This window comes from Fibrella aquatilis, from assembly GCF_017353255.1.
In the GTDB taxonomy this organism is placed as follows: Bacteria; Bacteroidota; Bacteroidia; order Cytophagales; family Spirosomataceae; genus Fibrella; species Fibrella aquatilis.
Map to the genome: position 1 here is coordinate 80,923 of NZ_JAFMYU010000003.1, position 22,330 is coordinate 103,252.

Annotated in this window: 16 protein-coding genes; 13 read left to right on the forward strand and 3 right to left on the reverse strand. The window is 58.2% G+C overall.

Translation table 11 applies throughout. The features are described from left to right. The first annotated feature begins 227 nt into the window (after window positions 1–227). The 5 genes from J2I48_RS04550 (at window position 228) to J2I48_RS04570 (ending at window position 9,903) form a co-directional block, all read left to right on the forward strand. Window positions 228–1,286, forward strand: a complete 1,059-nt coding sequence (locus tag J2I48_RS04550; protein ID WP_207334218.1) for an efflux RND transporter periplasmic adaptor subunit — start codon at window positions 228–230, stop codon at window positions 1,284–1,286. A 105-nt stretch (window positions 1,287–1,391) separates the two neighbouring features. Further along, the gene (locus J2I48_RS04555) at window positions 1,392–5,972 is read left to right on the forward strand and encodes an efflux RND transporter permease subunit (protein WP_207334219.1); all 4,581 of its coding nucleotides are present in this window, start codon (window positions 1,392–1,394) and stop codon (window positions 5,970–5,972) included. A gap of 315 nt (window positions 5,973–6,287) precedes the next feature. Further along, window positions 6,288–7,268 (forward strand): c-type cytochrome, encoded by a 981-nt coding sequence (locus J2I48_RS04560; protein ID WP_207334220.1) that lies wholly within the window; start codon window positions 6,288–6,290, stop codon window positions 7,266–7,268. Between the two features lie 152 nt (window positions 7,269–7,420). After that, window positions 7,421–9,184, forward strand: coding sequence for an IPT/TIG domain-containing protein (locus J2I48_RS04565; RefSeq protein WP_207334221.1), 1,764 nt, complete (start codon window positions 7,421–7,423; stop codon window positions 9,182–9,184). A 95-nt stretch (window positions 9,185–9,279) separates the two neighbouring features. Beyond that, entirely contained in the window at window positions 9,280–9,903 is a 624-nt protein-coding gene (locus J2I48_RS04570; RefSeq protein WP_207334222.1) for an HAD hydrolase-like protein, read from the forward strand. A gap of 109 nt (window positions 9,904–10,012) precedes the next feature. Here the strand turns inward: J2I48_RS04570 and J2I48_RS04575 are convergent, their stop codons facing one another. After that, window positions 10,013–10,501, reverse strand: coding sequence for a cupin domain-containing protein (locus tag J2I48_RS04575; RefSeq protein ID WP_207334223.1), 489 nt, complete (start codon window positions 10,499–10,501; stop codon window positions 10,013–10,015). A gap of 352 nt (window positions 10,502–10,853) precedes the next feature. Here J2I48_RS04575 and J2I48_RS04580 point away from each other — a divergent pair, with 352 nt between their 5' ends. The 5 genes from J2I48_RS04580 to J2I48_RS04600 all read left to right on the forward strand — a co-directional run bounded on the left by J2I48_RS04580 (window position 10,854) and on the right by J2I48_RS04600 (window position 15,677). Next, entirely contained in the window at window positions 10,854–11,810 is a 957-nt protein-coding gene (locus J2I48_RS04580; RefSeq protein WP_207334224.1) for a hypothetical protein, read from the forward strand. Window positions 11,811–12,086: 276 nt separating this feature from the next. After that, window positions 12,087–13,154, forward strand: a complete 1,068-nt coding sequence (locus J2I48_RS04585) for a sensor histidine kinase (RefSeq protein ID WP_207334225.1) — start codon at window positions 12,087–12,089, stop codon at window positions 13,152–13,154. Beyond that, entirely contained in the window at window positions 13,151–14,200 is a 1,050-nt protein-coding gene (locus tag J2I48_RS04590; RefSeq protein WP_207334226.1) for a sensor histidine kinase, read from the forward strand. The genes J2I48_RS04585 and J2I48_RS04590 overlap by 4 nt, the downstream gene beginning before the upstream one ends. A gap of 183 nt (window positions 14,201–14,383) precedes the next feature. Continuing rightward, window positions 14,384–14,932, forward strand: coding sequence for a hypothetical protein (locus J2I48_RS04595; RefSeq protein WP_207334227.1), 549 nt, complete (start codon window positions 14,384–14,386; stop codon window positions 14,930–14,932). A 40-nt stretch (window positions 14,933–14,972) separates the two neighbouring features. Continuing rightward, complete coding sequence (locus J2I48_RS04600; RefSeq protein ID WP_207334228.1) at window positions 14,973–15,677, forward strand: DAPG hydrolase family protein; 705 nt, start codon at window positions 14,973–14,975, stop codon at window positions 15,675–15,677. Here J2I48_RS04600 and J2I48_RS04605 read toward each other — a convergent pair. Continuing rightward, entirely contained in the window at window positions 15,614–16,642 is a 1,029-nt protein-coding gene (locus J2I48_RS04605; protein WP_207334229.1) for a sensor histidine kinase, read from the reverse strand. The two genes, J2I48_RS04600 and J2I48_RS04605, sit on opposite strands and share 64 nt — an antisense overlap. A 150-nt stretch (window positions 16,643–16,792) precedes the next feature. On the opposite strand from J2I48_RS04605, the gene J2I48_RS04610 reads away from it, so the two are divergent. Together J2I48_RS04610 and J2I48_RS04615 are read left to right on the forward strand one after the other, a co-directional pair. Then, entirely contained in the window at window positions 16,793–17,350 is a 558-nt protein-coding gene (locus J2I48_RS04610) for a cupin domain-containing protein (RefSeq protein WP_207334230.1), read from the forward strand. A 142-nt stretch (window positions 17,351–17,492) separates the two neighbouring features. Continuing rightward, window positions 17,493–18,842, forward strand: coding sequence for a hypothetical protein (locus J2I48_RS04615; protein ID WP_207334231.1), 1,350 nt, complete (start codon window positions 17,493–17,495; stop codon window positions 18,840–18,842). A gap of 151 nt (window positions 18,843–18,993) precedes the next feature. Here the strand turns inward: J2I48_RS04615 and J2I48_RS04620 are convergent, their stop codons facing one another. Further along, window positions 18,994–19,368, reverse strand: a complete 375-nt coding sequence (locus tag J2I48_RS04620) for a hypothetical protein (protein ID WP_207334232.1) — start codon at window positions 19,366–19,368, stop codon at window positions 18,994–18,996. Between the two features lie 203 nt (window positions 19,369–19,571). On the opposite strand from J2I48_RS04620, the gene J2I48_RS04625 reads away from it, so the two are divergent. Then, window positions 19,572–22,067: a hypothetical protein gene (locus tag J2I48_RS04625; protein ID WP_207334233.1), complete on the forward strand. Its 2,496-nt coding sequence runs from the start codon at window positions 19,572–19,574 to the stop codon at window positions 22,065–22,067. The last annotated feature ends 263 nt before the right edge of the window (window positions 22,068–22,330 follow it).

Here is a 22,330-nt window from a genome sequence, read left to right on the forward strand (position 1 = left end):
TCGACAGAAAATAACAGGCCCACACGCCTTCCCACAAAGCCGCTTCAGGAGCGGCTTTTTTCGTTTCAGCCGGGCTTTAGCCGCTTTCGTAAAGCTTACCGTAGTGCCCGGTGCGTAGCCTGTCAACCTTTACATCGCTTTTCGAAGCCAACCTCTTTTTTCATCGGCCACCTGCCGACCTGCCCATTGCTGACGGGCCGACGATGACCACATCTGGACAACTACACATGAAAAAGTTAGTAACCATCATCGGCATCATGACCTGCATGGGCGGAACCACCGCCCTGCTGATGAGCAACAAACAAAAGCAGGCAGGGCAGATACGGGATGCGCAGAAACCGCTGGTCACCACCGTATCTACGGCCCCCGTCACCCGGCAATTCTTTTCAGAAGCGGCGCACTACGTGGGCAAGACCGAATGCTGGCGCGAAGTGACCATGAACGCCACCACGCAGGGCATCATCCGCACCCTTACCGCCCACCTCGACGGGCCGGTACACGAAGGGCAGCCCGTGCTGACGGTGGACACCGAACTGACCACCATTGCCATTGCCCAGGCCGAGGCCCAACGCCACAAAGCCCAAACTGACCTCGCCCGCTATGAGACCCTGCTCCGCGAAAACAACATACCCACCACCGACGTGGAAAACGCCCGCTTGCAGGTGCGTACCCTGGAAACCCAACTGCTCACGCTCCGCAAGCAACTCCGCGACGCGGTCGTGAAAGCACCCATCAGTGGCATCGTGACCACCAAACTGGTGGAGCCGGGCCTATTTATTGCCCCCGGCGCTCCGCTGATGACCATCACCGACGTGTCGGCGCTGAAACTGGTGGTGGGGGTTCCCGAAGCCGAAGTAGCTCAGTTTCGGCCCGGTCGGCACGTGACGGTGCAGTTCGATATGTACCCCCGTCAGTCGGTATCGGGCACGGTGCAGCAGGTACGGCTCAAGGGCGGCGATACGGGCAAGTTCCCGGTCGAAATCCGGGTAGCCAATTCACACACCGCCCCGCTCCGGGTGGGCATGACGGCGAATGTTTCGGTGCCCAACGCCAGCCGCGCCAGTGGCCTGGCGATCCCCCGCGCGGCCCTCGTCACTACTAGTGCCACGCCCGCCGTCTACGTGGTGCAGGGCAGGCAGCTCAGCCTCCGCCCCATCCAGCCCGGCCCCACTTTCGGCACGACGCTACTGGTTAACAAGGGCTTACAGCCTGGCGAACAAGTCGTCGTCAGCGGCACAGAAGGATTAAAAGAAGGACAAACTGTAGTGGTCAGTGATGAGCGATGAGTGGTGAGTTTGCTGCGGTCCGACGTCTCGGCGCAAGAGCAATACGCTGGCGGCAGCAAACTCATCACTTACCACTTATCGCTCACCACTTATTATTCATCACTCATGAAACTCACTCTCCTCTCCATCACCCGCCCCATCCTGGTGATTGTCCTGTTTGTGGTACTGGGCATTCTGGGGCTGTATTCGTACACGCAGATGCGGTACGAACTCCTGCCAAACATGTCGATTCCGTTCATCATCGTCACCACGCCCTATCCGGGGGCGTCGCCGGCGGAGGTCGAAACGGGGCTGACCAAGCCCATTGAAGATGCCGTTTCGTCGGCCGACCGGATCAAGCGCGTCACCTCGCTGTCCCTCGAAAATATCTCGGTCGTTATGGTCGAATTTAAGCACGACGTAGACGTTGACAAAGCGCAGCAGGACGTGCAGCGCAAAGTCAACACCGTGACGGGTACGTTGCCGACGGGGGCTAAAACGCCCATACTCGACCGGTTTTCGCTCACCGAACGGCCCGTCGTGCAGCTGGCGGCCAACAGTAAGCTCTCTGACCTGGAATTGGGCACGTTGCTGAAAACGCAGATCAAGCCCCGGCTGTCGCAGGTGGCGGGCGTGGGGCAGGTGCAGTTTGTGGGCCTGCCCGAAGCCGAGGTGAGCATTGCCCTCGACGCTGCCCGGCTCCGCGCCCTGAACCTTTCTACGTTGCAGGTGGTCGGGGCCATTCGCGCCGCCAACCTCAACGTGCCGTCGGGTAACGTACGCGATGCCGACGCGGCCTATTCGGTGCGCGTGGTGGGCAAAACCGATGCACTCGATCACCTCCGCGAGATCGTGGTATACCGCAGCCCGGCGGGTCAAAAAGTCTTCCTGGGCGACGTAGCGACCATTTCGCTCACACCCAAAGAACTCGAAAACCGGAGCCGCTACATGGTGGCTTCCGATACGGCCCAACCCGAAGGCCACGCGGCCGTGGGTATTCTGGTGAAAAAACAGGCGGGAGCCAACAACGTAGACGTGAGCGCCGCCGTGCGCAAGCTGTTGACCCAACTCGAAAAAGACTACGCCTCGGCAGGCCTGCATTTCACGGTGGCGCAGGACGGGTCGGAGTTTACGCTGGCGGCGGCAACGGCCGTTAACCACGACCTGATGCTGGCTATTGGGCTGGTGGCGCTGGTGATGTTCGTGTTTTTGCACAGCCTGCGGTCGTCGCTGATCGTGATGGTGGCTATTCCCGCTTCGCTGCTGTCGACATTTATTTTCATGAACCTGCTGGGCTTCTCGCTCAACCTGCTCACGCTGCTGGCCCTGTCGCTGGTAATTGGCATCCTGGTCGACGACTCCATTGTGGTGCTGGAAAGCATTTATCAGCGCATGGAAAAAGACGGCGTGTCGTCGGACGACGACCGGAAGGCGGCGGCGCTGAACGGGCGTGGCGACATTGGCTTTGCGGCCATTGCCATTACCCTTGTCGACGTGGTGGTGTTTGTGCCGCTGTCGTTTTCGCCGGGGCTGGTGGGCGACCTGGTGCGCGAGTTTTCGCTCGTGGTGGTCATCTCCACGCTCTTCAGCCTGCTGGTATCATTCACGCTCACGCCCATGATCGCCTCGCGCTTCGGCAAGGTCGAACACCTCACCCGCGACACCCTCATGGGCCGGTTTGGCCTGGGTTTCGAGCGGCAGTTTGCCCGGCTGTCGGCGGCCTACATGCGGCTGCTCCGGCGGACGCTGCATTACCGGAAAACCACCGTCCTGATCACGTTTGGGCTGTTTCTGACGGCCCTGATGCTCCCCGGCGCTGGTTTCATCGGGGGTGAGTTTATGGCCCCCGCCGACAAAGGTGAGATCAACGTGGTGCTGCAATTTCCGGAAGGCTACAAGCTTGAGCAGACCGACGCAATGGCGAAACAGTTCGAACAAAAACTCTACCGCCTGCCCGACGTTCGGCGCGTGTTTACCAACGTGGGGGCCAACCCCGAAGGCTGGTCGAGCCTGCCTACGAGCAAAAATGCGGTGGAATTTGCGGTGGCGTTTTCACCCCGCAACGAGCGCGACAAAGACCTGAACACCCTCACGCGGGAGGTGAAAGAACTGGCCGTTCAGGTGCCCGGTGCGCGGGTGCGGGCCTACCCGCTGGGGCTGCTGGGCAGCGATGGGGCCGCCCCGATTCTGCTGATGGTGAGCGGCACCAACCGGGATGTGCTGCGCCGCGAGACCACCCGCCTCACCGAGGCCATCCGGCAGATTCCCGGCACCGCCGACGTGCGGTTTTCGGGCAATGTGCGCAAGCCGGAACTGGCCATTACCGTCGATCAGGAGAAGCTGGCGCGCTACGGCCTCACCACCGAAGCCGTGGGCATGGCTATCCGCACGGCGCTGGCGGGCTTCGACGACCTTACCATGCAGCAAGACAACCAGACCGTGACCATGCGGGTGCGGTTTGCCGAGGCCTTCCGCAACCGGACCGAGCAGATCGGCCAGCTCACCCTAACCAATGCCTACGGACAGCCCGTTGAGCTGCGGCAGGTGGCCACCGTCCGCGAAACGGTTGACCCGGCCATTCTGGAACGTAAAGACCGCGACAATTCCATGACGATTACGTCACAGGCCGTAGGCCGCCCCTCGGGCGACATTGGCGGCGACATACAGAAGGCCGTGGCCGACCTGAAGCTCGATCCGTCGGTGCAGATTACCTACGGCGGCGACCTCGAAATGCAGGACGATTCGTTCGGCAAGCTGGGGCTGATGTTCCTGGCGGCCATCGTGTTTATGTACCTCGTGATGGTGGCGCTCTACAACTCGTGGGCCTACCCGTTTGTGGTGCTGTTCTCCATTCCCGTAGCCTTGTTTGGTGCCCTGTTTGCGCTGGCGCTGAGCATGAATTCGCTCAACGTATTCACCATCCTGGGCCTGATCATGATGCTGGGGCTAGTGGCCAAAAACGCCATTCTGCTGGTGGAACGGACCAACGAAAACCGCGAACGGGGCCTCACTGTGGTAGACGCCCTGCTCGACGCGGGTCACGTACGCCTGCGCCCTATCCTGATGACCACCCTGGCGATGGTGATCGGGATGCTGCCCATTGCGCTGGCGACCGGCCCCGGTGCCGAGCAAAAAACGGGCCTCGCCTGGGCGCTCATCGGGGGCCTTAGTAGCTCTATGTTCCTCACGCTCATCTTCGTGCCGGTGGTGTATTACTACGTAGCGCGGGGGGTAGGGCGAAGGGCGGGGAGCAAGGAGCAAGGAACTGAGGGCATGAAACATGGGGCGCGGAGCAAAGGGGTGGCGAAGCTGGCAGAGGCCGTTGCGGTTGCACTGCTCATCGTCACCATTGCACCACTCCACGGCCAATCCCCCACCCCAAACTCTTCACCCCACGCCCTCAGCCCCACGCCCCCAGCCCTCAGCCCCCTTCCCCTCTCCCTGCGCCACGCCGCCAACCTGGTTCGGCAGCAGAACGGCGAGGTGCGGGTAGCCCGGCTGGGTGCGCAGAAAGCCGACGCGCTGATTGACGAAACCCGCCGCCTGGGGCTGCCCACGGTAAACGGAACGGTGCAGTATCAGCGCAATATCAGCGCGCCGGTGTTCTTCTTCCCCGCCTTCTCGATCACGCCCGACGGTGGCTTTTCGCTCGACAATACCCGCATGACCCCCGTTACGGCGGCCCTTCAAAACCAGTACAATGCGGGCCTGACCGTGGGCATGCCGCTGGTGCAGCCCAGCCTCCGGGTGGCCCGTCGGCAGGCGACGGTGGGGCAACAGGTGGCCCTTGAGCAGGAACGTGCCGTCACGAACCGGCAGCTAGCCGACGTTAAAAAGTTGTATCTCAATACCTTGCTGGCGAAAGAGCAACGGGTGCTGATAGCCCAAAGTATTGGTCGTGCCGAGCAGGCCCTGCGCGAAGTGCGGAACCTCTACCGGGCACAGCTGGTCACCGATGCCGACACGCTGCGGGCTTTTGTGGAGGTCGAAAACCTGCGTCCTACCCTATCCAAACTCGACCGGTCGGTGCGGCTGCTCAAGGGTCAGTTGCTCGTGCTGACGGGTCTCCCCGCCGCCACCGACCTGATGCTGACCGACTCGCTGACCTACCCGGATGCGACCGTCGTGGCCGAAGAAACCAGCATCGAAGAGACTTATAATCAGCGGCCCGAACTCCGTCAGCTGGCGTTGGGGGTTGTGGCCAGTGAGTTGCAGGGGCAGTTGGAGCAGGCACGTCGTCGGCCTACGCTGAATGCGTTTGGGCAGGTGGGTACGTTGTCACAAACGGGCAGTTTCCGGTTTTCCGACAGTCGCTGGCCGGTGGTGAGCTTCGTCGGGTTGCAGCTGAACGTACCCATTGTCAACGCCGCCACCGCACCCAAAATCCAACAGGCACGGCTGGCGCAACAGCAGGCGCAGGAGCAACTGCGCTACACCCGAACAGCTATGGCCAACGAGGTGCGTTCGTGCCTGTATGCCCTCGACGAAGCCCGCGACCGTATCCGGGCGCAGGCGGGGGTGGTCCGCGCGGCCGAACGGAGCTACGCCCGCACCGAAAGCCGCTACCGGCAGGGCCTCACCAAACTCGGCGACCTCACCGATGCCGAGCTGGCGCTACGGCAGGCACAAACCAACCGCCTCCAAGCCATCTACGACTACCAGGTAGCGCAGGTGGAACTGGAGCGAGCCAAAGGCGAGGTGGAGTGATGGCCACAAACTGATTATTGCTCCCGTTGGCTTGGCTCCCGCACCCTGGCCTGTGTCTCCACAGGCCTACGCTTGCGTCAGCTTACGCGCTCGGATGGCTGGCGCAAGCGTAGGCCTGTGGAGACACAGGCCAGGGTGCGGGTGTTACACCCTGAATACACTCCCTTCAGCCCAAACAAAAAGCCGCTTCACAGGCGGCTTTTTCCGTTTCAGCCGACCTGGTCTTGAGTGGAGACAGGCAGGCGGGCAACTTTGTCACGGTCAGCCTATTCAGACCACACCAACCTCTTTTTCTCTTCTAATCAATTCACAGTCATGAAAAAAGTCATCAAAATCCTCGGCCTCGTGCTGGGTGGCGTAGTGCTGCTGCTGGCCGGTTTCTGCGGATACGTTGCCGCCGTGGGCGTACCTACCTACGACCCGCCCAGCGTTCCAAAAATCAATGTTGCTGTCACGCCTGAACGAGTAGCGCGCGGCGAGGTCATCGCCCAGATTCAATGCATGGCCTGCCATGCCGACAAAGATAACCGTCTCACAGGCAAGCACATGGACGACGTGCCACCCATGTTTGGCACTATCTACACCAAAAATATTACGCAGGACAAAGAAAAAGGCATCGGTAACTGGACCGACGGCGAACTGCTCTACTTCCTGCGCACGGGTATCCGCAAAGACGGTTCTTATGCCTTCATCATGCCACAGTACCCCAACCTGGCCGACGAAGACCTAATGGCCGTAGTAGCGTGGCTGAAGTCAGACCGGTTTCCGGTGCAGGCATCCAAACGAGAGCCGCAATCGTCGGAGTTGAGCTTCGTGTCGACACTACTCACCCACACCATGATTAAGCCGCTGCCTTACCCGCCCTCATTCATTGCCAAGCCCGACACCAACGATCTGGTAGCCTTGGGTAAATACACCGCCGACGCCTTCGGCGACTGCTATGCCTGCCACTCCGGCGACCTGATTAAGCAGGACAAGGTGCAGACCGAAAAAACCGAAGGCTACTACGGCGGAGGGATTGAGTTGGTGGGTGAAAAGGGGCAAAAAATCATCACGCCTAACCTGACCTTCGACGAGCAGACGGGCATTGCCAGGAGATACACCAAAGCGCAATTTATCCAGGCCGTGAAAGGCGGTGTGCGGCCCGATGGCAGCATCCTGCGCTACCCGATGGCCCCCAAAATGGCCTTGTCGGACCGGGAGGTGGGTGCCATTTATGAATACCTGAAAACGGTGCCCAAAATCAACAACGACATTGCCAAAAAAACCGCCGAAATGCAACTGGCGCAGAAGTAGGGAGGTGCGCCAACCACCCCCGCCAATCCCTATTCCGTTTTAACAACGGCTTTTTCCGTTTCACCAGCTTTGTCGCTGGGTCCGAGTTGGGCAGTGGTCAATTTTGAGGCACCAGCCCGATGACGTGGCGAACAGTAAACAACACATACTTCATGAAAACCTTCCTCTACACCCTGCTGGCAGCCATTACCCTGTCCCTTTTTTCGTGTAAACATGACCTGGACCCGGTAGCCCCCGGTCAGGATGGTGGCCCGGTGCAGGGCATCGAACAACCCGTGGGTGAGTCGCTGGGTGATCCGGTGACCAAAAAGATTGGCCCTGCCGGGGGCAACCTACAGTCGGCAGACGGGGCGCTTACGATCACCGTACCCGCCGGGGCGCTCACGGCCCTCACCGAAGTAGGCATTGAACCTATCACCAGCACCTGCCCCGGTGGTATCGGCGATGGCTGGCGGCTGACGCCCCACGGTACCACCTTCGCCAAACCTGTGCAACTCACCATCAATTACAGCGCCCAGAAAGACAGCGTCTCGCTGCCGCAGGCGCTGGGCATGGCCTACCAGGACAGTAAAGGCATCTGGCGGTTTGTGGGCCAAAAAGCTGTCGACGCCAATACCCACAAGCTAACGGTGCAGACTACTCATTTCAGCGATTGGGTTTATCTGCAATGGATGACGCTATCACCCATTACAGCGCGGGTGGGTGCGAAGCAGCAGGTAAAGCTGGAAGCTCTACAATATGCACCGGTGGCCCTGGATGCCGAGGGGCTGGTGATCCCGATTATTGCTGAGTACAAAGACGGCTACCCCGTGGGGGATCCGCATCCACTGCCAGCCAAGTACATTAAAAAATGGTCGCTGGCGGGGGCGGGGTCGCTCAACGCGCCGGGCGGGGCAGAGGCCACGTATACGGCGCCGGGGCAAATCCTGAAATCGACTACGGTGGCTGTTAGCCTGGAGCTGAAGGGCTTCAGGGAGCAGGCCATACTGGTGTCGAACATCACCCTGGCGGCGTTTGAGATTGCTTATGTGCAGGTAGCCGAGAAGACCGGTCCCAACGGGCGGGATAGTGAACTGATTATCTACGGCAGCCAGTTTGGGGCGCAGGACAAAGCCAAATCGGGCGTCACCGTCAACGGACAAGCCATTGATCCACAAGATATTGGCCTTTGGGGCGACAATATCATCGTCTGCCGGATTCCCATGATCGGCCCCGGCTCGTCGGGACCGGTACGGGTGAAAACAGCGTCGGGGGCCATCACCGAACCCCATCTTCTCAACGAATGGACCGTGGCCATGCGGCTTAAACACCTGTGTGCCCGCCCCATTCAGAGCCTGAACCAAACCAGCACCATTTACCTGCGCATTCGGGGCGACGCCTCGCCCGTTCCGCCCGGCCTGACACCCATCTATGATGAAGCGTCACGCAACACCGTCGCCATGAAGTCGTATGTGCACTGGACAGCCGACGGCGAAGGATTTTCAGTCATGAACAATGCCGAATTCTGCGGTACGGAAAAAGAAGTCTGGACCAAAAGCGCGGGCGACATCGACCTGACTTACGGGTCAGACCCCGCCGATAAGCAGTATTTCAACGTGTCGCTCAGTCAGTTGCCGGGGAAAGGGTTTGCCGTCAGTTTCACCTACGAGGCTAAAGATGCCGTGCCCTCCAGTCACGTGTCGACCAATTGCAACGGCTATACGGTCAATAGCAATCGGCCCCATACGGTTAGCTTTCCGAGTGAATTCAGCAGCGAACGCTTCCCGCTGCTGTTTAGCGGCAACACGCTTAAGGGTGGTAAATCGTCCCTGCGCGAAACGGGCACCTACAGCTACCTGCACTACGACTTCGATAAGTCACATGAGTGGAAAAATGAGCTTCAGGTCTTCTGGGACGCCACACCCGGCAAGTTCTAGGCAATGCATGCGACGCCCCACACGTACCCCGCAACATGGCACGATTCTGACACTGAAACAGCAGCCAACGGGCAGGTACACCCTGCCCTGAGTCAATGACAACACCGTATCAACTCCTTATTTTCGACTTCGACGGTACATTGGCCGACTCCTTTCCGCTGTTTGTGCGGTCGTTTAACGCCGTGGCTGATCGGTACGGCATCAAACCCATGAACCCAGCCGAACTCGATCAATTGCGATCGTTAGGCTCCCGGCAACTGATGCAGCAACTGCGCATCTCGGCCTGGAAAGTGCCGTTGGTCGCCTACTCGGTTCGTCGGCTCATGACGCGCGGCCTGGCTGAGGTCAGTCTATTTGAGGGCGTACCTGACCTGTTACGAAGAGCCATTGACGCGCACAAGCAAGTGGCTATTGTCAGCTCGAACAGCGAAGCCAACGTTCGGCAGGTATTGGGGCCGGAATTGGCGGCACTGGTTAGTCAGTATCAGTGTGGCACGGCCCTTTTTGGCAAAGCGCGTGCTTTCCGTCAGGTGATCCGACGGGCTGGAGTCAGTTCGTCAGCGGTGTTGTGCATCGGCGATGAGGTTCGGGATTACGAAGCAGCCCGGTCTGAGGGGATAGCCTTTGGTGGCGTCAGCTGGGGCTACACACAACCTGATACGTTACGGGCCTTGAATGCCCATTTTTTCGACGCGGTGACCGATATCGGCTACCGGTAGCCTACCCGTGGCATTTGTCGGCTCACCCACTCAAACAGCTTACCTTCCGCCCATAAACAGAACAGGCAGACCAGATGGTCTGCCTGTTCTGTTTATGGGCGGAAGTGCATTACATCTTGATGGCGTATTGCTCGTCGAGCAGTGTAAGCATGGCTTCGATGGCTTCGGCGGGTGGTGGCCCCTGCGGCACGGGTGGAAGCGTCAGCGACGTGGCCGGTTCGGCAAGGCCGGGGGTTTGGAAGTAGTTTTCAAACCCGGCCGGTGCAATGGTCATGACGGTTTTAGCAACGGGCGAAAGTACCTCAAACGTATGCTGAATGTTCTTGGGCATACAGACATAGTCGCCTGCGTTGGCCGTGAAGACGTGTTCGCCGATGGTGAACCGGATGGTCCCTTCGAGCAGGTAAAACGTTTCGTCTTCGCGGGTGTGGGTGTGGGCAGGCGGTTCGCAGCCGGGTTGCACGGTCATGGCCAATTGGGCGTAGCGTCCCCCGGTCTGGCTCCCGTCGATCAGGACGGTGACGAGTGAGCCATGATACCAGAACGATTTGCCGAGCGAAGTGGCTGGTTTGGTAACGGGTACTGTTGCTGTGTTCATTGTGTTGTTGTTTTAAGACTAAAAAATGGTGTAAGGGCCGGACCTCCCGGCTGACGAAGCAAAGATGCAGGGGGCCGATTCGAGCCGTATCGGCTGGATGGATGAACCGGAAGTTTTCAACGCTGAAGCGGTCAATATCCCTTTCTATGTGCCAGCGCTTTACCATAAAAGCTACGCCATACCCGCCGTTGCAGCATGCACTAACGGCAGCGCCACGCGGACCACGCGTCCGTCGCCGAAAAGGGGTTTTGCACCGCTCCACCAACCTAAAATACCGGTTCATCGGACTGGGTCTGTGCCAGGGCCGGGTTGCGCGCCATTTTTGGTCCAACGAACAGTAAACAACATCCCCATGACCAAGCCCCTTACTTCCCTGGCCCTCGTGGCCGCGCTCGCCACTTCGCTGGTAGCCCTGCGCTCCACCGACGTACTGACCGACACCGGCGTTACGATGGCCAACATCGAGGAAGCCGCCCTGACCAACCTCAAAGCTGACGGCTCGTTCTACGTTGAACCTACCGCCCTGATGCGCCGGATGGCCCGGCGTATTCCCACCGACGCGCAGGCTGCCACGGTACGGGCTCTCGGCCAGGTGGTACGTACCTACGTGGAGTCAGACGCGTTTAGGCAGGCGTACCGACAGTCGCTGAGTGGGCAGTATGCCGTTAACGAAACCTACAGCGACTCCAACATTGCTCAGCGCGAAGCCGAAGTGGGCATGGTCGATGAGGCAGTCGACGCGCAGTCTGCCGCCCTCCGCCAAACGATGAGCGCCGTCGACCCCGTCATGTTCTACACCATGATGAAGGCGCAGGTGCCCCAATTCGAAGCGCAGGCCGCAGCCGCCACCGGTGCCGAACGTACCCAGCTTACTCAGGAAGTAGCCGACCTAAAGCGCATGCTCGCGGCCAATGCCGGCAAGCCCGCCGAGTTCAAAAAACAGTACGTGGCGTATCAGGAAGGGCGGTTTCGCAAAGGCGGCAAGCAGTATGAGGCAAACGCCAATCAGGAACTTGCCGATGCCAAAATCCATAACGCGGAGTACCGCAAACAAAAAGCCGCCCTCGCCGCCGCCAGCGATGTGCGCCCACCGCTTCGGAAGCAGCTACAGGCCTTTGTAGCCCTCTGCGATGAGGTTGATTTTGGCGCCAAGCTCTACGCTAGCGGGTCGAAACAGTACTTCGTGAACCCGGCCTACGAGCGTAAGCCCGGCGCGTGGAAACTACTCTTCCGCCTGGGCAAAACCCCGACGATGGCCGCCCGACAGTTTGCCGGGGAGTGGCTAACTGCGTTGCCTACACTACGTTAAGTACTATGACACATCCGTTGCCACACACCATCAGGCACTGTTTCGGCGAAAAATGCTTATTCACTGGCATTCGCCATGAAGTAGACAACGATGCCTTATACTGCGAAAACTGGGTGCTGCTCAACAAACGTACCGGATGTATCTTAAGCCCACGCATTGCTCAACGCCTGCGTGGGCTTTTGCCGTATGTTATTGCCGACTGCTAGCTGGTTGGCTTCATACGTGCCTATTTTACATCGGCACTTGTATTTTTGTCGTCATCCTAACTACCTGACCGTGGGCACCTTCAACGATCAACAGCTACGCATCTACGGCCCGTTCGTGCTGTTTCTGATCGGTACGCTCTTTTTTCGGCTGAACTGGTACTTCGAATTATCACTCAGGGATCTGGCTATTTCGGACCTGATCAGCCTGATAGCGGGCTACGTTTGTTGGGAAGTAGCCCGCTGGACGGTTCTGCGGTTGCAAGCCCGCTATCCCGGTCTCCCCAACACCCGTCGGCGGTTGCGCTGGATGGCCCTGTTGTTGCCCATGCTGGCCAATGCTGCCTGGGCCTTGCGGCGGTTGTGTTATGTGCTCCTGGCAACAGACGATACGTTTGTGGTGCCCCTGCCACAGTATACCTATAGCCTGGGGATTCAGCTTTTTTACCATGGCGTGTATTACGTTGTCTACGAGGGGGGCTACGTGTTGCAGGCGTGGCGGCAGACATATAGCCACAACGAGCAGTTGAAAAAAAAACGCCTGACCCACCAGCTGAATCAGCTACGTACCCAACTGAACCCGCACTTTTTGTTCAATAGCCTAAACTCGCTGTCGATGCTGATTCAGGAAAACCCCCGGCAGGCCGAAGCCTTTGTTGATGAACTCAGCAGCGTGTACCGCTACGTGCTGCGGACCAACAACCACAGCGAGGGCACCCCCGAACTCACGACCTTAGAGCAGGAATTACAGTTTATCCGGTCGTATTTCGAGTTGCTGAAGATTCGCTATGGCCGGGGTATCGACCTGCATATTGATGTCGACAGCCGGTACCTGAACCACCAGATTCCGCCGCTGACGCTGCAACTGCTGATCGAGAATGCCGTAAAACACAACGTCATCCTGCCCGACAGCCCGTTGCGCGTGGCCATCCTGACCGAAGGCGGACCCCAACTGGTCATCCAGAACAACCTGCAACGGAAAAACACCGCCGTGCACTCCACAAAGGTTGGCCTGACCACTATTGCCACAAAGTACCGGCTGCTGGGGTCATGCGACATTGGTATCTGTGAAGACGCGGAGCAGTTTGTGGTAAAACTGCCGTTGCTGACCACCCAACCCGCCCCGGTCAACGAACCATGAAGCCCCTCAACGACACGCGCCTGCGCCTGCTGGGGCCACTTGGGATATACCTGTTTGTGGGCATCTTTTTCCGGCTCGACTGGTATCTGACCCTCCCCCTCAACAAACTGCTCATCAACGACCCTATTGCCCTGTTTTGGGGGCTGGTGTGCTGGCAGATTGCCCGCTGGGTGGCGTTGCAGGTTCAGGCGCGGTATCCGGGCCTGCCCAACACGCGCACACGGCTGCTGTGGCTGTTGGCCTGCCTGCCGGTGCTGGTCTGTCTGGCCTGGTTCCTGCGCCACACAACGCGGTTTCTGGTGGATGGGCAATTCCTGTACTTCGGCAGCGCGGTTGAGTTGAGCCGCACCATTGGTATCCAGCTCTTTTACCACTTCATTTACTTCACCGTCTACGAAGGCTGGTATATTCTGCGGCAGTGGCGGCGCGAAACCGTAGAAGCCAGCGCGCTGGAAAACGCGTCGTTGCAAAGCCAGATCTTGTCGCTGCAACACCAGGTAAACCCTCATTTTTTGTTCAACAGTCTCAATTCACTTTCCGCCCTGATTGCCGACGACACGGACCGTGCCGAGCTGTTTCTGGACGAGCTGACCACCGTATTCCGCTACCTGTTGCAGGCCAGCAACCAACCGTCTGCGACACTCGGCGAAGAACTGGCGTTTGTGCGGGCCTATAGCCACCTGTTGCAGGCCCGCTATGAGGCCGGGCTACAGCTGGACGTGGCCGTAGATGCCTCGCAGGAGCAGGCGTACCTTGTACCGCTGACGTTGCAGACGCTGATCGAGAATGCCATTCGCTACAACGTTATTTTGCCCGAACAGCCGCTCCGCATCCGTATCTACACCGAAGGGGGGCGGCTGTTTGTGGCTAACACCCTGCAACGCAAAACCCTGCGCGTGGCCACGGCCGGGTCGGGCCTGACCAACCTGGCCATGCGCTACAAACTGACGAACTATGGGCAACTTGCCATCAGCGAAACGGCCGGGTGGTTTGTGGTGAGCCTGCCACTCATGCACCAGGAAGAAAACGCGCTGCTTACGGCTTAGAAGCCTCACTCAAACCACTACCTACACCTCAGCGCGTACGTCCGGTAGCACACAAAGCCGCTTCATAAGCGGCTTTTTCCGTTTCATAGGCTTGCTCATTTCCCACGGCCCAACGCCTCCCCAACTTTACCACCGTAAACAACAACGCACCGCACGGTGCCTCACAAAAACTTCTTTGTTATCATGAAAACGGTATTTTTCTTCCTGCTCGGCTTTGTGCTGATCACCACAAGCTGCAAAAAAGATGGCGCTGCCGACGTACAGCCCGGCTCCAATCCGGGTGGCAGCCTACCCACTGCTGTCGTGGGCAAATGGATGTACGGCTCCTTCTCAATGGCCGACTTCTGGACGTATAACGGCACGTATGCCGGTAAGCCTTTTGAACTGGCCGTGGTGTTCGACTTTAAAGCCAACGGCACGTATGAGAAATATTTTGTCTCATCAGCGCGGGACTACAGTTGCCGCACCGAAGCCTTTACCTACGAGAAAGGCATTGTGAAATTCAGTGAAGCCGACGGGTCGTTCACCTGCACGCCAACCGAGGGGAAGTATCGCGGATTTTATTCATGCGTTCCCAGCAGAAACATTGACCGCAGCATGGAAAAGTCGGAGATGAAAGTACAAACGTACTACTACGAACTAAAGACCGGCAGCAACGGCAAGCCGACTATTGTTGTGCGCTTCAACAGGGCCGATGAAAACGTCAGCACGTTCCTGCCCACGTCGTGGTAATGGGCTACTAATCAACCCCAGGAGACTAAATCGCCGACCAATGAACCGCCAACTGCCCCCTCCTCTGCCCATTCAGTGGGCCATGAAGCCCCTCACCTCAGCCCGAACGGCCTTCAGGATCCTGCCATTTGGTAGCTACGAACTGACTATTGAGCATGACCTGATTCGGGGCGTAACTCCGGCCATGTTGCTGTGGTGGTTCCGGCACATCGGTGGCACCATGACGTATCAGGGCGATGCCTACCCCCGCTACCGGGTTTGGCATCCGCTCGATCACGTCTGCTGGTCGATGACTAACCCCGGCCCGGATGGTACCGCGCAGGTAGGTTCTCGTTTTCGCATCGTAGAAGCCTTTGGGCGTAATACGGCCCACTACGTAGACAGCGTTGAAACGGTTGTGAAGCTGGACGTGGAAGGAATCCGGCTTGTTCGGCAAGAGGTCGGGCAGGAGGTATTCAGCCTGCAACACTGGTTTGAGGCCGCACCGGGCGGTACATTATACCGGTCGCGGATGCAGGTCGGGGCAGAAAGTGCGTTCGGCAAGTATGTCCTGAACCCACTCTTACACCGCTTCCTGTTCAGCCGCGACATGGGCCACGCCTGGCTCAAACACAACATTGAAGAAGTGGGCAATTTCGAGCATTTTTTGCCGCAACTCTATATGGAAGTCGCTAGCCCTGCTCACACCAGCGGCAACGTAACGCGAAACTCACGCCCGTCGTCTTCGATGGTGGGGGCGGGCTGATCCAGCATCTGGTACTTGCTTAGAATATTGCTCAGGCCCACCCCGTTGCTCAGCGCACGGGTGGGCTTTCGCTGTATGTTGTTGCTCATAACCAGGCGATTAGTCTCGTCGGTGCTGAGCACAATGGTGAGCGGCTGTTCGGGCAAAATGACGTTGTGCTTCACGGCGTTTTCCAGCAGCAGTTGCAGCGTGAGCGGGGGGATTTGGCGGGTTTCGGTGCCGGGCAGTATGCGCCTTTCCAGGGTAAGGGCGTCGCCGTGGCGGGTCTTGAGCAGGTGGTAGTAGGAGTCAATAAAGTTCAGTTCAGCGGTCAGGGTGACCAGGGGTGTTTCGTTGGCCCGCAGCAGGTAACGATAGACCGTGCTTAGCTCGTCGGCATAAGCCCCGGCCTGCTTGGGATTTTCCTCGATGAGGGCACTGAGTGCGTTGAGGCTGTTGAAGAGAAAGTGGGGGTTCACCTGCTGGCGCAGGGCGTCGAGCTGCGCCTGAAGCTGGGCTTTGCTCAGCGTCTCGACCTCCTGTTTCGACTGCTGCCAGTAGCTGAAGTTATGTACACTTTCGTAAGAGACCGTCACGATGGCGTCGGTCAGAATAGTGAAGAGCACCCCGAATCCCAGTCGGCTCAACTGTGGTACAAAACCGGGCAGGTCGATCCACTGATAGATGAAAAAGGCCAGCCCAAACACCAGCGATGAGCCGGTAGCGGTAACGATGAACTGCCTCATTAGCAACTGTATATAGGGGTCTGATGGCGTGGTGGCCCCACGTAGCTGACCGACTGTCGCGCCGTTTATGATGAAATTACAGACGGCCAGGGCGATGACAACGCCCGTAGCCCACCCAAACGTTGTCCAGTTGTGCCAGTACGCATCGCCAATCAGAATCCAGTTGAAGGTGCCGAGGAAAAAAGGAATAACGACAACTTGCAGCAAGGCCAGATAACGGGTAGGTAGCAGTTGTTTCATGGTAGTACAGGGTTGGGTGTTAGTCAAAACTACAAAATCAGGTCGCTTCATGGGCAGGTTTTTCCGGTTCAGCCAGGTTGCCGTTGATGTCGGGCTGTTGGTGGTTGACCTTTGATCCAGTTAATCACCCCCTAAAACGCAGCAAATACCATGAACTTTACCTTCCCCCATAGCATTGACAACGGTACAGGCGAAACGCTCATTTTCAAGCAGTTACTCCACGAACCAGACGGTGACCGGCTGCTTGTCGACAACCAGGTAGCGCCCGGCAGTGGCCCGCCCATGCACGTACACTGGCAGCAGGACGAATCGCTGACGGTGGTCAGCGGCCGGATCGGCTATCAGGTACTGGGCCAGGCCGAGCAGTTTGCCGGTGAGGGCGACACCGTGCTGTTCGAGCGCGGCGTGGCCCACCGGTTTTGGAACGCGGGTACCGACACCCTGACCTGCACCGGCTGGATTAAGCCCGCCAACTCCATTGTTTATTATCTCTCGGCCATCTACGCCGCCCAGCGCAAATCGGGCAGTGTGCAACCCGAACCCTTCGACGCCGCCTACCTGCTGACGCGCTACGCCAGTGAGTACGACATGCTGGTCATCCCCCCGTTTGTGCGGAGGGTAATCATCCCCATCACCTACCGGATTGGGCGGCTCCTGGGCAAATACAACCACTTCGCCGGTGCACCAAGGCCCTTGCCTGCCATGTAGTGATAGTCAATTGATAACTCAATCTTCAGGATATCACAAAGCCGCTTCATTGGCGGCTTTTTCCGTTTCATGGGTTTCGTCATTTCCGACACACCTGCTGCTCCGCAATTTTGGCTCCGTAAACAACCAGTACGTCTGAGCCATGAACAAAGTATATGCCTTCCTCCTGAGCCTCGCGCTCACGGCCGGGTCGATTGCCTGCAAGCACGACGCCGACCCCGTCACGCCCGACACGCCGGGCAATACGCCCGATCAGCCACAAACCCGCCCCGGCAAAGTATGCCCTGTGGGTACGTTGCTCGGCGAAGCGACCACAACCACCATCGGACCCGCCGGGGGCAAACTGGTCTCCGCTGATGAACGCCTGACAATCAATGTACCGGCTGGGGCTGTTGAAACAAACCAAGCGTTCAGCGTACAGCCGATCACCAGCACCGGGCCGCAGGCCCTGGGCACCGGTTTCCGGCTGGCACCACACGGTGTCACGTTCAAAAAACCCATCACCATCACCGTTCGTTACGACCCCAATCACCTCGACGGTACCGTGGCCGAGGCGCTGGCCCTGGCCTACCAGACCGATAAAGGCGTTTGGCGATTGGCAGCGAAGGGAAGGGTGGATACCACGGCCCACACCGTTAGCGTGGAGACAACCCACTTCAGCGACTGGGCCGTGCTGGAACGGGCATTGCTGGCTCCCGGCGTAGGGTTTGTGAAACTGGGAGGAAACATGGGCCTGGAAGTCCGGGTGCTGTCAACGAACTTGGTTGTGCCAATGACCAACGAGGAGGATGTACCTGAACCCTACGAATCACCCTCGACCGTTGTGGACTACAGTAGTTGGAAGCTGATCGGAGTGGGGCAGTTGGTACCGGCAGCTTTCAAAGCACTGTATTACGCTCCCGCCACGGCTCCGGCCCGTAACCCCGTGGCCGTGACGATCAAACTGAACGGCCCAACCGTGATTGACGGGAAACCCTACGGTGAGCTGTGGCTGGTGTCGAACATCTACGTGGGCGACGACGGTATTACGTACCGCATCAACGGTGGCAACTGGGTCAACATGAAGGTGACTCAAGGTTGCCAACTGATGAGTACACCCAAAGGTCCGATGTTGATGATGACTGGCGGCGGTATGGATAACGGGAATCCGGTTGGGGTAACTATCCTGCAACTAAATCCACCAATAGACCCAACTGGCGTAGATTTCGGCACCATCGGTGGGGTAAGTCAGGCCTGGCAGTTAGGCGAAGCAGGCCTTCAGTTCCAGTTGTCGGATCAGGGCGGTGGGCGGCTGTATGTGCACTACTACCGGGTTGGCAAAGACCCGTATCCCAGCCCCGGTGCCTTCACCATTTCGCAGTTTGGCAAGGTGGGTGAACCGGTTACGGGCAAGTTTGAATTGGGCAAAGCGGGCATCATCTATCCCGGACAGGAGGCACTGGGCACCACCGCCCGCATTGAAGGCTTCTTCCGCGTCACCCGCACCAAGTAGGCTACCATCTCACTTTATAATTCCCAAAACGGGAATCTCATATCCAGGTAAAAAGCCGCTTCATCAGTAACAAACAACCAAAGAGCAAGAGGCCCGGCAGGCGGACGAGCAGGCGCAGCATCTTTATACCGAAACAGTGACCGTCAACGAGTTAAGTTCGCGTGGAGTGCCGCAGGTACGCTCCGTTGGCCAGTGCCGAAGAAAGACATAGTTGGTTGCATTTGTAGTAGACCAACTCACCCTTGGCGATGTACAGGTTGTTTTTGTAAAAAACCTGAAACGGCAGGTAAAACAGCCATTGCCTGTACTGCGTATAGACGGCCCCGAACGTCACCTGCGACGGCCGCACCTTCCAGGCTGTATCGCCCCGAAACCGAAACGTAGCCGTTGCCGCCACCCCATAGCCCAGCCGGGTTTCGGGCGTGTAGTAGACCACCGGCAATGGCAGCAGGCAAGACCGTTTTGAAGCCGTTGTGTCGGGTGGGGGTGTGGTGAACAGGAAGGACGTCAGTAGGGCAGTGAGCATACTACGCTACACGGCGAATGAGCGGGCAAGGTTTCTTTATGCCTTCCAGTAAATAGCGCATCCACTCAGTATATGTTTTGCTTTTTACGAATTGAACACCTGAAAATTGCCCGCCAGACAGAAGCCGCATCAGGCTACAAATCAGCAGATAAAGGATGAGAATGTATGTTCTACGGCAATTATTCGGCATAGGTTTGTTGCTTATGTGGATTAGTTACGCTGGGCAGGCGCAAACAACGCGCTATGTATCAACGACAGGCAGCAACGCCAACCCGGCGAGTGCCACCAGTTGGGCCAACAGCACTACCGACTTGCAGGGGGCCATCAACGCCAGCACAGCAGGCGATCAGGTATGGGTAGCTAAAGGAACCTACTACACCACCACTACCCGAAACCCTACCAGTAGCTTCTCGATGAAAGATGGCGTGGGCATCTACGGGGGCTTCGTTGGCACGGAAACCAGCCTGAGCAGCCGAACGCTAATGGTGGCCAACGCCAGCGTATTGAGTGGCGACATTGGTGTTGCCGGTGATGCCGACGATAACAGCTACCACGTTTTCATGAATGTGAACACCCTTACCCCAACCGCCATACTGGATGGCTTTGTGATCACGGGCGGCAACGCGAATCAGACGGTCAACGACAGGGGTGGCGGGATGCTCAACAACGGTATTGCCAGCCCAACCATACGCAACTGTACTTTCCGAGATAACCGGGCTTCCGACAGCAACGGGCAGGGGGGAGCCATTGCTACGTTTACGAACCTGCGGCTCATCAACTGTAGCTTCGAGGGAAATACAGCTCGATTTGGTGGTGCTGTTATTCTGCAAAACGTAGGTGCCGGAAACGCGACGACGATAGTGAATTGTAGCTTTCAGACAAATAGTGCGAGCGACGGCGGGGCCATTTTCAGCTTTGGGGCCAGCCTAACGGTCATTAACGGTAGTTTCCAGCGTAATTCGGCTACGTCTACCGGAGCGGCTATTGCCAGCCAAAATGCGTCGGCAAACGTAGCCTCTGTCGCGCTGATAAATAGTGTGTTGTGGAACAACGGCTCGACCAACACGCTGTCTCGCCTCTCAGGCACGTTCACGGTGCGGAACAGTTTGTCGGAAGCCACTACGTTTAGTAACGGCGGGATCAGCACCGGGCCTGGCAACCTGACGGCCACCGCCTCGCCCTTTATCAGCGCCACCCGAACCAACCTGCTGCCCTGCTCACCGGCCAGCAACACCGGCGACCTGGCATCGTATACCGCCCTGAACGGCCCTGCTACCGATTTGGCTGGCAACCCGCGCCTTCGGAACGACGGCCCGCCGCCCGGCCAGATCGACATGGGGGCCTATGAAACGCCACCGCTCGCTCGCCTGTATGTGAACGCCAGCGCAGTGGGCCGTGCCACGGGGCTTTCCTGGATCGATGCCTTTCCTTCGCTGCAAACGGCACTCACCTACGGTTGCACAACGGACCTGACAGAAATCTGGGTAGCTGGCGGCACCTACAGACCCACTACAACCACCGGCCCCGCCAGCCGAACTATCAGCTTCAGTATGCGGGAGGGCCTGGCAATCATCGGCAGTTTTGCCGGTTGGGAAAGCAGCCTGGGCGAGCGCGTACTCACCTACAACAACGGGATGGTGAACCCCACCAGCATACTCTCAGGCGACATCGGTGCGGGCAACAGTAACACCGACAATTCGTATCACGTGATTTTCAATGGCAGCCCCCTGAGCAACTCGGCTGTGTTGGATGGCTTTCGCATCACAGGCGGCAATGCCAATGCGGCCTCGGGATTAGACCAGAACGGGGCAGGCATGTACAATGCAGACAAGGCAAGCCCCGTGCTGCGGAATTGCCTCTTCAATACAAATCAGGCCGCAGGGCAGGGTGGGGGAATGCTAAATCTTACTCTGAGCAGCCCGATACTGACCGCCTGTGTTTTTCAAAGCAATACGGCCATCAGTGGAGAAGGCGGGGCTATCTGTAACCAAAATGGCAGCAATCTGCGGTTGACGAACTGTGCGTTTATTAATAATGCCGCGTTCTATGGCGGGGCCATTATGAACTTCAACAACACCACTACAGGCACCAACTGCTCGTTTCTTGGCAATACGGCACCATCCGGTGCGGCCATCTACAGCAATGGTGGGGGCAACAGCAGAACTAACAACCTGACCAACTGCATTATTTGGGGCGGCGGCGACCGTGCGCTCGGTCATACGGGCGGGGCCACGACCAACGTCAGTTACAGCCTGTTCGAGCCTGCCGTGCTGTCGATCTCCGGTTTCGTCGGTGGTCCGGGCAACCTAACCACTACCGCCTCCCCGTTTGCCAGTGCCACCACTCCGCAACTGAACGGCTGCACGTTGGGCATCAATGCGGGTTCACCAACCACCACAACAGCCCTGGCCGGAACGCTCGATTTGGCAGGCAATCCGCGCTTCTTCGGGGGGCGAATCGACATGGGAGCTACCGAATTTCAGCAGGTGCCTACGGCTCCTGTAAGTGTTCAGAATGGCAACTGGAACAACACCGCCACCTGGTTATGCGGACGGATACCGCTGCTGACCGAACCGGTGGGTATCCGCCATGCCGTGACCTTGCCAGTGGGCTACACTGGCAAGGCCCTTCGCCTAACGTACGGGCCAAACGGACAATTGATCTACACCACCAACGCGAGGTTACAAACGGGGCAGTGAGTAACGTGGCATAGCCAATCCGCAAACTGCTTCTTGATTAAGTAAATGATAGCACTGAACTAGTCGTTTACGTCAAACTGAGCCTTCTGCGACGTGTCGATTTTGGACCTAAACTGTACGTCAGCGGGTCGAAGCAGTACTTCGTCAACCCGGCCTACGAACGCAAACCGAGCGAATGGAAGCTATTATTCAGGCCACCCAGCAGCTCATGGCTTGATCAACGGTAAAATCACGATAACTAAAGCCCCTGTCTGATACGCTTC

Bases quoted from the DNA above. Each gene is read 5' to 3' on its own strand.
- J2I48_RS04550 (WP_207334218.1), top strand. From the start codon at position 228: ATGAAAAAGTTAGTAACCATCATCGGCATCATGACCTGCATGGGCGGA.
- J2I48_RS04555 (WP_207334219.1), top strand. From the start codon at position 1,392: ATGAAACTCACTCTCCTCTCCATCACCCGCCCCATCCTGGTGATTGTC.
- J2I48_RS04560 (WP_207334220.1), top strand. From the start codon at position 6,288: ATGAAAAAAGTCATCAAAATCCTCGGCCTCGTGCTGGGTGGCGTAGTG.
- J2I48_RS04565 (WP_207334221.1), top strand. From the start codon at position 7,421: ATGAAAACCTTCCTCTACACCCTGCTGGCAGCCATTACCCTGTCCCTT.
- J2I48_RS04570 (WP_207334222.1), top strand. From the start codon at position 9,280: ATGACAACACCGTATCAACTCCTTATTTTCGACTTCGACGGTACATTG.
- J2I48_RS04575 (WP_207334223.1), bottom strand. From the start codon at position 10,501: ATGAACACAGCAACAGTACCCGTTACCAAACCAGCCACTTCGCTCGGC.
- J2I48_RS04580 (WP_207334224.1), top strand. From the start codon at position 10,854: ATGACCAAGCCCCTTACTTCCCTGGCCCTCGTGGCCGCGCTCGCCACT.
- J2I48_RS04590 (WP_207334226.1), top strand. From the start codon at position 13,151: ATGAAGCCCCTCAACGACACGCGCCTGCGCCTGCTGGGGCCACTTGGG.
- J2I48_RS04595 (WP_207334227.1), top strand. From the start codon at position 14,384: ATGAAAACGGTATTTTTCTTCCTGCTCGGCTTTGTGCTGATCACCACA.
- J2I48_RS04600 (WP_207334228.1), top strand. From the start codon at position 14,973: ATGAACCGCCAACTGCCCCCTCCTCTGCCCATTCAGTGGGCCATGAAG.
- J2I48_RS04605 (WP_207334229.1), bottom strand. From the start codon at position 16,642: ATGAAACAACTGCTACCTACCCGTTATCTGGCCTTGCTGCAAGTTGTC.
- J2I48_RS04610 (WP_207334230.1), top strand. From the start codon at position 16,793: ATGAACTTTACCTTCCCCCATAGCATTGACAACGGTACAGGCGAAACG.
- J2I48_RS04615 (WP_207334231.1), top strand. From the start codon at position 17,493: ATGAACAAAGTATATGCCTTCCTCCTGAGCCTCGCGCTCACGGCCGGG.
- J2I48_RS04620 (WP_207334232.1), bottom strand. From the start codon at position 19,368: ATGCTCACTGCCCTACTGACGTCCTTCCTGTTCACCACACCCCCACCC.
- J2I48_RS04625 (WP_207334233.1), top strand. From the start codon at position 19,572: ATGTGGATTAGTTACGCTGGGCAGGCGCAAACAACGCGCTATGTATCA.